This window comes from Kosakonia arachidis (genome assembly GCF_900116535.1).
Taxonomy (GTDB): domain Bacteria; phylum Pseudomonadota; class Gammaproteobacteria; order Enterobacterales; family Enterobacteriaceae; genus Kosakonia; species Kosakonia arachidis.
In genome coordinates, this window is sequence record NZ_FPAU01000006.1 from 160,633 (window position 1) to 171,911 (window position 11,279).

The following is an 11,279-nucleotide window of genomic DNA, read 5'->3' on the forward strand; positions in this document are numbered from 1 at the left end:
TGGCGCCCGCAGGCGCCATTTTTTTATGCATTGAGCTTATTTTTTGATGCGGATTACCGGGGTCTCGCCCACGGTGACGCTACCAGAAAGTTTAATCAGCTCTTTGATTTCGTCCATGTTGGAGATAACAACCGGAGTCAAAGTAGACTTGGCTTTCTCTTCCAGCAGCGGCAGATCAAATTCGATGACCGGGTCGCCAACTTTCACACGCTGGCCTTCTTCCGCGATACGTTTGAAGCCTTCGCCTTTCAGTTCAACGGTGTCGATACCGAAGTGAACGAACAGTTCGATGCCGCTATCGGATTCGATAGAGAAGGCATGGTTGGTTTCAAAGATTTTGCCGATAGTACCATCAACCGGAGCAACCATTTTATTACCGGTCGGTTTGATAGCGATGCCATCACCAACGATTTTTTCAGCGAACACTACATCCGGTACATCTTCAATATTGACGATTTCGCCGGAAAGCGGGGCGACAATCTCAATGGTTCCGGTATCTTTTTTATCATCAGAAACCAGAGATTTCAGTTTATCGAACAAACCCATGATCTTCTCCTAAGCAGTAATTTGGGCCGCATCTCGTGGATTAGCAGATTGTTTTTTCTTCAATGAACTTGTTAACCAGCATCATTAACTCGTCCGTTGTCGGTTGAGCAAGAGCCTGCTCTGCTAACACCTTCGCATCTTCGAAGTTTGTGTTACGGATAATCTTCTTAATGCGCGGGATAGAAATGGCACTCATACTGAATTCATCCAGACCCATCCCCAGCAACAGAAGTGTAGCACGTTCATCGCCAGCAAGCTCACCGCACATACCAGTCCATTTGCCTTCTGCATGAGAAGCATCAATAACTTGCTTGATCAGGGTGAGTACTGACGGTGACATCGGCTGGTAAAGATGCGAGATCATATCATTACCACGGTCAACTGCCAGGGTGTACTGCGTTAAATCATTGGTACCGATACTAAAGAAATCAACTTCTTTGGCCAGATGACGAGCAATAGTTGCAGCGGCTGGCGTTTCCACCATTACGCCAACCTCAATGCTTTCGTCAAATGCTTTACCTTCCTGACGGAGTTCCTGCTTGTAGATTTCAATCTCTTTTTTCAGTGCACGCACTTCTTCAACAGAGATGATCATCGGGAACATAATGCGCAGTTTGCCGAAAGCAGAAGCGCGCAGAATAGCGCGAACCTGATCGCGCAGGATCTCTTTGCGATCCATCGCGATACGCACCGCGCGCCAGCCGAGGAACGGGTTCTCTTCTTTCGGGAAATTCATGTACGGCAGCTCTTTATCGCCGCCAATGTCCATGGTACGTACAATTACGGCCTGAGAGCCACAGGCTTCAGCTACCGCTTTGTAGGCTTCGAACTGCTCTTCTTCGGTCGGCAGCGCGTCGCGGTCCATGAACAGGAATTCGGTACGGTACAGACCAACACCTTCAGCGCCATTGCGCTCTGCGCCCGCGACATCGCGAACAGTACCGATGTTGGCACAGACTTCAACTTGATGGCCATCAAGGGTGATTGCCGGCAGATCTTTCAGTTTCGCCAGCTCGGCTTTTTCTGCAGCAACCTGAGCTTGCGCAGCACGCAGGGTTTCGATCTCGTCGTCGCTCGGGTTAACGTACACTTTGTTGTTAACCGCATCGAGGATCAGATAGTCGCCATTTTTCACCTGCGTGGTGACGCTTCCGGTACCCACAATTGCAGGCAACTCAAGAGAGCGCGCCATGATAGAGGTGTGAGAAGTGCGGCCACCGATATCGGTGATAAAACCGAGCACTTTTTTCAGATTCAACTGGGCCGTTTCTGACGGGGTCAAATCCGTAGCAACCAGAATAACCTCTTCCTGAATCGCGCTCAGGTCAATGATCGGCATGCCCAGAATGTTGCGCAGCAGACGCTTACCGATATCGCGCACGTCAGCCGCGCGCTCTTTCAGGTATTCATCATCCAGCTCTTCGAGGGCGGTAGCCTGACCTTCGATAACTTCATGCGCCGCAGCGTCGGCAGTCATGCTCTTATCTTTAATCAGGGCTATGATTTCCTGCTCCAGCTCCTCATCTTCCAGCAGCATGATGTGCCCTTCGAAGATGGCTTCTTTTTCTTCGCCGAAAGTTTCACCCGCTTTCGTTTTGATCGCTTCTAGCTGCGCCGATGCCTTGGCACGACCACTCAGAAAACGCTCAATTTCCTGGTCAACCTTGTCGGCAGAAACTTTCTTCCGGTCGATGACTATTTCGTCTTCTTTCAGCAGCAGTGCTTTACCGAAAGCGATACCCGGGGATGCTAAAATGCCTGAAATCATAACCCTACCTTTACTTGTGACTGATCTTGAAAAGAACTGGTAAGTAAGACTTACTCGAGTTCTGCCATCAGCTTAACCAGATGTTCTACTGCTTTTTGCTCGTCTTCGCCTTCGGCGGTCAACGTCACAACAGTACCTTGAGTCAGGCCCAGAGTTTGCAGTTTGAACAGGCTTTTCGCGCTGGCGCTTTTGCCGTTGGAAGTCACAGTGATTTCAGAAGAGAAGCCTTTCGCTTCTTTAACAAACTGAGCAGCAGGGCGGGTATGCAGACCGTTCGGAGCGGTAATAGTTACTTCTTGCTGGAACATTGTATTTCCCCAACTTATAGGTTTAGTGTTGTGGAACTAAAGTCTAGCCTGGAGGCTTGACTTTAGCCTGTATTGTTAGCGCTGACGCAACGGGAAAAGGTGCAGAAGTTCACCTGTACTCATCCGGCGTGGACGCTTCTGGCCGTTAACGTTTCGCTTGTCATTAAACATTATGCCGCGAAAGCCAGAATTGAACCAAATCATAAAATCGATTCAGCTGGCTGAAATCTCACTTCGATTAATTTCGCGCTTCAAAATAAATGTGCTGGTTAAATACCAGACCAAGCGTTTTCAAGCAATGCCAGGAGGGGTGAAAATTTGATGTGCGCCACAAAAAAGCACCTCGATGGGTGCTTTTTTGCGCTTTATTTACAATCTGGCATCACTGTTGCAACTCTTTTTCAGTGAAAAGATCGGCAAACAAAGCTGTGCTCAAATAACGCTCACCTGAAGACGGAAGGATAACCACAATATTTTTATTGGTAAAGGATTCATCTTCCTGCAACTTCAGCGCTGCGGCAACGGCTGCGCCGGAAGAGATGCCTGCCAGAATACCTTCTTCTTCCATCAGACGACGCGCAGTGCTGATCGCCTCTTCGTTGGTGATTTTAACCACTTTATCGATCAGTTTCAGATCCAGGTTGCCAGGGATAAAACCGGCACCGATACCCTGAATTTTATGTGGACCAGGCTTCAGCTCTTCGCCTGCCAGTGCCTGAGAGATCACCGGAGAGTCGGTTGGTTCAACGGCAACCGCAATAAGATCGGTCTTCCCTTTGGTATTTTTAATAAAGCGCGTCACGCCTGTTAGCGTACCGCCGGTACCCACGCCGGAGATGAAAACATCCACCTGACCATCTGTATCTTCCCAGATTTCCGGGCCGGTAGTTTTTTCGTGAATTTCCGGGTTTGCCGGGTTGCTGAACTGTTGAAGAAGCAGATATTTCGCCGGATCGCTGGCGACAATTTCTTCTGCTTTCTGAATCGCGCCTTTCATGCCTTTTGCGCCTTCAGTCAGAACCAGATTCGCACCCAGCGCTTTCAGCAGCTTACGGCGCTCCATACTCATGGTTTCTGGCATAGTCAGCGTGAGTTTGTAGCCGCGAGCGGCGGCAACGTACGCCAGCGCGATACCCGTGTTACCGCTGGTTGGTTCAACCAGCTCGACGCCCGGTTTCAGTACGCCGCGTTTTTCGGCATCCCAAATCATATTGGCACCGATACGGCATTTTACGCTGAAGCTCGGGTTGCGGGATTCGACCTTAGCCAGGATACGTCCGTTACCGATGCGGTTCAGTCGAACCAGCGGCGTATGACCAATCGTCAACGAGTTGTCTTCAAAAATCTTACTCATAGCCTGTCCTGTCCTTAACTGTATGAAATTTGGGAACCACATCAGCATACGCACTTACCCGTGATGGGGAAGTAAAGAAATCGCATATCTATATGCTGAGGTGAAATAATGGTTACCAGTATGGAATAAGAAACGGAATAATTCCTCAGCGCCAGGCAGCGTGTTTTTCGCGATAGCAATCGACCCACATCGCTGTCGCGCCACACACTGCTACGGGCATTACCACCAGGTTAAGCACGGGAATCATGGTGAATAGGCTAGTCAATGCGCCAAATTGCATATTGATGATTTTGCGTTCACGCAGGGCAATGCGCATCGCCTTGAACGGGACTTTATGGTTATCGAACGGGTAATCGCAGTACTGAATCGACAGCATCCACGCGCTGAAGAGGAACCATAATACTGGCGCAACGGTTTGCCCGATGCCGGGGATAAAGTAGAGGATCAGCAAGAGAAGTGCGCGGGGCAAATACCAGGCCAGCTTTTGCCATTCGCGCTTCATAATCCGCGGTATATCTTTCAGTACACCAAAAATGCCGATATCCGGCGGTGTAGCGCCCGTTAAACGCGCTTCCAGCTGTTCGGCGAGCAGGCCGTTAAACGGCGCTGCAATCCAGTTGGCCAGCGTAGAGAAAAAGTAACCAAACACCAACAAAATGGAGATCACCATGATCGGCCATAACAGATAGCTCAACCACTGTAGCCAATTGGGCACATGACTCATTAATGAAGGGATCCAGGTGTCAAGACGGGAAAACAGCCACCAGAAAGCCCCGCCCATCAACACAATATTGACCAGCAATGGCAAAATGACAAAGCGACGAACGCCTGGCAGCGTGACCAGTTTCCAGCCTTGGGTAAAATAAAAGAGGCCGCTGTGTGCAGTGCCCGGGGACGATGAAACCATAATCTGGCTATACTCCTTTAGTGATGATCCTCGAACGGCAGCTTATAATATTCATCCGGGCGGCGAAACCTGTTCAGAAATGTTCGAAAAAACAGCAAAAAGCACAATTTAGTTCATCTTTATGCGGTGAAACCCACGAGCACACTTGCACTTGACGTAATCGGCAAATACTCTTAGTGAGTAAATGTTTGCCGTGGTGGCAAGGTGTTAGAACAACAGAGAATATAATGATGCAGGATTTGCGTCTGATATTAATCATTGTTGGCGCGATCGCCATAATTGCTTTACTGGTTCACGGTTTTTGGACCAGCCGTAAAGAACGTTCCTCAATGTTCCGCGATCGCCCATTAAAACGCATGAAGTCGCGACGTGACGACGACGAGTTGGATGACGAGGATGTTGATGACGATGACGGCGTAGGTGAAGTTCGCGTTCACAAAGCGAACCACGCGCCGAGATCGGGTAACGAGCAGGATGCGCCGCGTCAGTCTCCCCAACACCAATATCAGCCGCCTTACGCGTCGGCGCAGCCGCGCCCATCTGCACCGGTTCAACCTGAAGAGCCACAGCACCCGGTGACGCAGTCCAGAAATCAGCCGCAGCAGCATCAGCCAGAGCGTCCGCAAGTGCAGGCACCGGCGTTTGAGCAATCGCCTGTTCGCCCAACCGCGCAGCCAGTAGCACCTCAGCAACACGCACCGCAGCAACCTCATTATCAGCCGCAGGCTCATGAACCTGTGCCGCAGCCAGAGTCGGAACCGGTTATCGAAACGCCGCAGGAAAAACCGCAACGTAAAGAAACCGTCATTATCATGAACGTCGCTGCACATCATGGCAGCATGCTCAACGGTGAAGTGCTGCTGAACAGTATTTTGCAGGCAGGGTTTAAATTTGGCGATATGAATATTTTCCATCGTCATCTCAGCCCGGACGGCAGCGGCCCGGCGCTCTTTAGCCTGGCCAATATGGTTAACCCGGGAACGTTTGATGTCGAAACGATGGGCGAGCTGGCCACACCTGGCGTCACGATTTTTATGCAGGTGCCGTCTTACGGCGACGAACTGCAAAACTTCAAATTGATGTTACAATCCGCGCAATATATTGCCGACGAAGTGGGCGGTGTGGTGCTTGATGATCAGCGCCGGATGATGACGCCGCAGAAATTGCGTGAATACCAGGATCGTATTCGCGAGGTTAAAGACGCCAACGCGTAATGGATTGACCACGAATATTTCACTCCAGAACCCCCGCCTGTCGGGGGTTTTTTATCATTGATGGTGCGACATGGAATCGATTGAACAACAATTAACAGAGCTGCGAACGACGCTTCGCCATCATGAATATCTCTACCACGTTATGGACGCGCCGGAAGTTCCGGACGCCGAGTACGATCGCCTGATGCGTCAACTGCGCGAGCTTGAAACGCAACATCCTGAGCTGATTACGCCCGATTCACCTACTCAGCGCGTAGGCGCAGCGCCGCTGACCGCCTTCAGCCAGGTGCGCCACGAAGTGCCAATGCTGTCCCTGGATAACGTATTCGACGAGGAGAGCTTTCTCGCTTTTAACAAGCGCGTACAGGATCGGCTGAAAAGCAGCGATGCACTGACCTACTGCTGCGAGTTAAAACTCGATGGTCTGGCAGTGAGTATTCTTTATGAGAATGGCGTGCTGATCCGCGCGGCGACGCGTGGCGACGGGACAACTGGCGAAGACATTACCAGCAACGTGCGCACTATCCGCGCTATCCCACTGAAACTGCATGGCGACAATATTCCCGCCCGCCTTGAAGTGCGTGGCGAAGTCTTTTTGCCGCAGTCGGGTTTTGAAAAGATCAACGAAGAGGCGCGTCGTACTGGCGCTAAAGTGTTCGCCAACCCACGTAACGCGGCAGCGGGGTCGCTACGCCAGCTCGACCCGCGTATTACGGCGAAACGCCCGCTCACTTTCTTCTGTTATGGCGTCGGCATCCTCGAAGGCGGCGAGCTACCGCGCAGCCATATGGAGCGTTTGCAACAGTTCAAGGCTTGGGGGTTGCCGGTGAGTGAGCGCATACGTCTTTGTGATTCGCCGGAAGCGGTGCTGGCGTTCTACCATCAGGTGGAAAATGATCGTCCGACGCTGGGCTTCGACATTGACGGTGTGGTGATCAAGGTTGATTCGCTGGAGTTGCAGGAGCAACTGGGTTTTGTCGCTCGCGCACCGCGCTGGGCGGTGGCATTCAAATTCCCGGCGCAGGAGCAGATGACCTTCGTTCGCGATGTTGAATTTCAGGTTGGCCGCACTGGGGCTATCACGCCGGTTGCACGGCTGGAACCGGTACATGTTGCTGGTGTGCTGGTGAGTAACGCCACGCTGCACAATGCCGATGAAATTGATCGGCTGGGGTTGCGTATTGGCGATAAAGTGGTGATTCGCCGCGCCGGTGATGTGATCCCGCAGGTGGTCAACGTGGTGCTCGCCGAACGCCCGGAAGAGACGCGCGAAGTTATTTTCCCGCAACATTGCCCGGTATGCGGCTCCGATGTGGAGCGTGTTGAAGGAGAAGCTGTCGCCCGCTGTACTGGCGGCTTAATTTGCGGTGCGCAGCGCAAAGAAGCACTTAAACATTTTGTCTCCCGCCGCGCGATGGATGTAGACGGCATGGGTGATAAAATCATCGACCAACTGGTAGAGAAAGAGTATGTCCAGACGCCAGCGGATCTGTTCCGTTTGACGGCGGGCAAGCTGACCGGCCTGGATCGTATGGGGCCAAAATCGGCGCAAAATATTATTACCGCGCTGGAAAATGCTAAAGAGACGACATTTGCCCGGTTTCTTTATGCGCTGGGGATCCGCGAAGTGGGCGAGGCTACGGCGGCAGGGCTGGCAGCGTATTTTGGTACGCTGGAGGCGCTGATGGCGGCATCGGTGGATGAGTTACAAAAAGTACCAGATGTGGGCGTTGTGGTCGCGAAACATGTGGACAACTTCTTCAATGAAGAGAGTAACCGCGAGGTTATCGCGCAATTGGTGGGCGAAGTGGGTATTCACTGGCCCGCGCCGTTAGTGGTCAATGCCGGCGAGATCAACAGCGCGTTTGCCGGTAAAACGGTAGTACTGACCGGTAGCCTTAGCCAGCTCTCACGCGATGAAGCTAAAGCGCGTCTGACGGCGCTGGGGGCCAAGGTGGCCGGTAGTGTGTCGAAAAAAACCGATCTGGTGATCGCCGGGGAAGCGGCCGGTTCAAAACTGGCAAAAGCGCAGGAACTGGGGATCGCGGTGATTGATGAAGCGGAGATGATCCGGCTGCTGGGGGAATAAATGGAAAAAGAACAGCTCGTCGACATCGCCAACACCGTGATGCCCTTTGGGAAATACCAGGGGCGACGGTTGATCGATTTGCCGGAAGAGTATTTGCTGTGGTTCGCCCGGAAAGATGAGTTTCCTGCCGGGCGGCTTGGGGAGTTGATGCAGATAACCCTGCTTATCAAAACCGAGGGGCTGAGCCATCTGGTGCAGCCCCTGAAGCGCAGCTAGGCTTTTGCTGCTTCCTGCGACTGCTGCTGCTCCGCCTGACGTTTGTAGCGGCGGGCCAGCATGGCGCAAACCATCAGTTGGATCTGGTGGAAAATCATCAGCGGCAGCACCATCATGCCAATCACTGAAGTCGGAAAGAGAATGTTCGCCATCGGGATACCGTTGGCGAGACTCTTCTTCGAACCGCAGAACACAATGGTAATTTCATCCGCTTTGTTAAAGCCGCACTTCCGCGCCACCACAATGTTCACCATGATGACAATTGCCAGCAGTACGATGCTTGCAGCCACAATAAACAGCAGTGAACCGACGCCCACTTTATGCCAGATACCGTTTACCACTGCTTCGCTGAACGCGGAGTAAACCACCAGCAGAATCGAGGTCTGGTCGGTTTTTGAAATCCATTTTTTATGTTTTGCCACAAACGCACCGGTCCACGGGCGCGACAGGTGACCCAGCACAAACGGCAGCAGCAATTGCAGCATGATCTTGCCCACTTGTTCCAGGCTTCCGCCGGCGCCGTGCAGATTCATCAGCAAGCCGACCAGCAATGGCGAGAGGAAGATCCCCAGCAGACTGGAGGCCGATGCAGAACACACGGCTGCTGCAACGTTACCGCCCGCCAGTGAGGTAAAGGCAATCGCGGACTGTACTGTGGCGGGCAGAATACACAGATAGAGGAAACCGGTATACAGCTCCTGGCTGACATTTACCGGCGACCACCAGACAAACAGCACGCCGAGCACCGGGAAAAGCACAAAGGTGCTACACATTACCCACAGATGCAAACGCCAGTGGCCGCCGCCCGCAATGATCGCTTCGCGTGAGAGTTTCGCGCCATGCATAAAAAACAGCAACGCAATGGCGGCAGTCGTTAGCCCCTCAAAGAAAGGGACAAAACCGCCGCGCGCGGGAAAGAAAGAGGCCAGTAGAACGGTACACACCAGAGTAAGGGTAAAAGGGTCAAGAATTCGAAAAAGTTTCATGTGCGCTCCTGAAAGTCGATGTCGCTATTGTGCTTTTTCTTCTTTGAGAAATAAAATTGATTTATTGCATCCATTCATGAATTAATCAGATGAATTACTCATTACGTCAGTTACGCGTTTTTGTCACCGTTGCTCAGGCCAAAAGTTTTAGCCGGGCAGGAGATATTATTGGCCTCAGCCAGTCTGCCGTCAGCCACAGCGTGAAAGAGCTGGAGCTGCAAACCGGCGTGCGTCTTCTCGATCGCACCACCCGTGAAGTGGTGTTGACCGAAGCGGGCCAGCAACTGGCTTTGCGGCTTGAGCGCTTATTAGATGAGCTTAGTAGCACGCTGCGCGAAGCCGGGCGCGTCGGCCAGCAATTAACCGGTACCGTGCGTGTGGCCGCCAGCCAGACCATTTCTGCGCACCTGATCCCGCAGTGTATCGCCAGCAGTAATCAGCGCTACCCCGAGATCGATTTTGTGCTGCATGACAGGCCGCAACAATGGGTGTTGGAGAGCATTCGTCAAGGGGAAGTGGATTTTGGCATTGTGATCGATCCTGGTCCGGTAAGCGATCTTCAGCGTGAAGAGATCCTGGCAGAGCCTTTTTTTCTGCTTTGCCGCAACGATCATCCGTGGGCGCAGCTTGCGGCTGTTCACTGGTCCGCGCTTGATGGCGCACGTCTGGTGGTACAGGATTATGCTTCAGGTAGCCGGCCGTTAATTGATGCGGCACTACAGCATTTTTCCCTGCAAACCGCGATTGTCCAGGAGATTGGTCATCCTGCGACGCTGTTTCCGATGGTGGAAGCGGGGATTGGTATCAGCATTTTACCCGCGCTGGCATTGCCATTGCCACAGGGAAGCCAGCTTGCGGTGAAACGGCTGGTGCCGGAGATGCAACGAAAAATCATGCTGGTGCGACGGAAGAACCGTTCGTTGTCGGGGGCTGCGCAAGCACTGTGGGAAGTGGTAAAAGAACAGGCCCGGTGTTTAAACCGGACCCGTGGAGACGACCCGTTGTTTACTCAGATGTAAATATCAACCGAATGGCCATCAGAAGGTGAATTCACGCCTTCCGCTTTGCCTTGCTGCTGAGCTTGCTTCTGTTCAGCTTCCTGCGCTTGTTTGTGCTGCAGTTGTGCCAGTTGCGCTTGCAGTTGCTCGATTTGAGCCTGGATCGCCTCCTGCTGTTTCTTTTTGTTTTCAGCCGTACCGGTGCCGTTAGCGACTTCTTTCAACTGCTGCGTTAGCTTGGTGATCTGCTGACTAATGCGGCTGATTTGCGCTGATATATCGTTACTGGCCGACGAACTGCTTGGACTACTATTACTCTGTATTGATGGAGTTGATGTTGTAATGGTGGTCATTGGACTTTCCTTTTCGCCTTAAAATAACGTTATCGGCATAATCAGCGACGACTTGAATTGTATTCACGGTTGTTCGTAAAGTGAGCATCGTATCCAGACATTAAGGATAAATTATCAATAAAAATCATCAGGTTTACGTGTTGAAAACAAAACAGTGTTGATGTTTTTTGATTGCTGTCAGGTGCGTTTTTAATGCAGCTTTAAAGGAAATACCCGGTTATCAGTTTTGCCGGCTGGAAAAGGCGTCAGTGCCATCGGCTAAAACGTTTGTATCTTTTGGTGTAGCAGAAAGCAAAAAAGCGCCGCCAGCGCCATTTTTACATTGGTGGGTCGTGCAGGATGACTCGCTTCGCTCGCCCTTCGGGCCAACGCTGTCGCGTTGTTCAAAATTGTTCCCGACAATTTTGTCGAATCTTCAGGATCGGCAGAAAGCAAAAAAGCGCCTTTAGGGCGCTTTTTTACATTGGTGGGTCGTGCAGGATTCGAACCTGCGACCAATTGATTAAAAGTCAACTGCTCTACCAACTGAGCTAACGACCC

General features: G+C 51.9%; 11 protein-coding genes and 1 tRNA gene. 4 read left to right on the forward strand and 8 right to left on the reverse strand.

Annotated elements, in window-relative coordinates; translation table 11 throughout:
- Nucleotides 1-36: 36 nt before the first annotated feature.
- The 5 genes from crr to cysZ form a co-directional block, all read right to left on the reverse strand.
- Nucleotides 37-546, reverse strand: coding sequence for a PTS glucose transporter subunit IIA (gene crr / locus BM427_RS20065; protein ID WP_000522253.1), 510 nt, complete (start codon nucleotides 544-546; stop codon nucleotides 37-39).
- A gap of 40 nt (nucleotides 547-586) precedes the next feature.
- A complete protein-coding gene (ptsI, locus tag BM427_RS20070) occupies nucleotides 587-2,314 on the reverse strand; it encodes a phosphoenolpyruvate-protein phosphotransferase PtsI (protein ID WP_090124807.1) in 1,728 nt (575 codons plus the stop codon).
- A gap of 50 nt (nucleotides 2,315-2,364) precedes the next feature.
- Nucleotides 2,365-2,622, reverse strand: coding sequence for a phosphocarrier protein Hpr (ptsH, locus tag BM427_RS20075; RefSeq protein WP_007370907.1), 258 nt, complete (start codon nucleotides 2,620-2,622; stop codon nucleotides 2,365-2,367).
- Nucleotides 2,623-3,004: 382 nt separating this feature from the next.
- Nucleotides 3,005-3,976: a cysteine synthase A gene (gene cysK / locus BM427_RS20080; protein ID WP_090124810.1), complete on the reverse strand. Its 972-nt coding sequence runs from the start codon at nucleotides 3,974-3,976 to the stop codon at nucleotides 3,005-3,007.
- 145 nt (nucleotides 3,977-4,121) lie between these two features.
- Nucleotides 4,122-4,883 carry a sulfate transporter CysZ gene (gene cysZ, locus BM427_RS20085; RefSeq protein WP_090124813.1) on the reverse strand — a complete coding sequence of 254 codons (762 nt, stop codon included), beginning with the start codon at nucleotides 4,881-4,883 and terminating at the stop codon, nucleotides 4,122-4,124.
- Between the two features lie 227 nt (nucleotides 4,884-5,110).
- Here cysZ and zipA point away from each other — a divergent pair, with 227 nt between their 5' ends.
- The 3 genes from zipA (at nucleotide 5,111) to BM427_RS20100 (ending at nucleotide 8,402) form a co-directional block, all read left to right on the forward strand.
- Nucleotides 5,111-6,097 (forward strand): cell division protein ZipA, encoded by a 987-nt coding sequence (zipA, locus tag BM427_RS20090; RefSeq protein WP_090124817.1) that lies wholly within the window; start codon nucleotides 5,111-5,113, stop codon nucleotides 6,095-6,097.
- Between the two features lie 70 nt (nucleotides 6,098-6,167).
- Nucleotides 6,168-8,186 carry an NAD-dependent DNA ligase LigA gene (gene ligA, locus BM427_RS20095; protein WP_090124820.1) on the forward strand — a complete coding sequence of 673 codons (2,019 nt, stop codon included), beginning with the start codon at nucleotides 6,168-6,170 and terminating at the stop codon, nucleotides 8,184-8,186.
- On the forward strand, nucleotides 8,187-8,402 hold the full coding sequence (locus BM427_RS20100; RefSeq protein ID WP_072439984.1) for a DUF3820 family protein: 216 nt from the start codon (nucleotides 8,187-8,189) through the stop codon (nucleotides 8,400-8,402).
- On the opposite strand, the gene BM427_RS20105 is transcribed toward BM427_RS20100, so the two are convergent.
- On the reverse strand, nucleotides 8,399-9,388 hold the full coding sequence (locus tag BM427_RS20105; RefSeq protein WP_090124822.1) for a bile acid:sodium symporter family protein: 990 nt from the start codon (nucleotides 9,386-9,388) through the stop codon (nucleotides 8,399-8,401). The two genes, BM427_RS20100 and BM427_RS20105, sit on opposite strands and share 4 nt — an antisense overlap.
- Nucleotides 9,389-9,477: 89 nt before the next feature.
- On the opposite strand from BM427_RS20105, the gene BM427_RS20110 reads away from it, so the two are divergent.
- Nucleotides 9,478-10,407 carry a LysR family transcriptional regulator gene (locus BM427_RS20110; protein ID WP_090124825.1) on the forward strand — a complete coding sequence of 310 codons (930 nt, stop codon included), beginning with the start codon at nucleotides 9,478-9,480 and terminating at the stop codon, nucleotides 10,405-10,407.
- Here the strand turns inward: BM427_RS20110 and BM427_RS20115 are convergent.
- Together BM427_RS20115 and BM427_RS20120 are read right to left on the reverse strand one after the other, a co-directional pair.
- The gene (locus tag BM427_RS20115) at nucleotides 10,398-10,739 is read right to left on the reverse strand and encodes a FlxA-like family protein (protein ID WP_090124828.1); all 342 of its coding nucleotides are present in this window, start codon (nucleotides 10,737-10,739) and stop codon (nucleotides 10,398-10,400) included. The genes BM427_RS20110 and BM427_RS20115 overlap by 10 nt on opposite strands.
- Nucleotides 10,740-11,203: 464 nt before the next feature.
- Nucleotides 11,204-11,279: transfer RNA gene (locus tag BM427_RS20120), tRNA-Lys, on the reverse strand.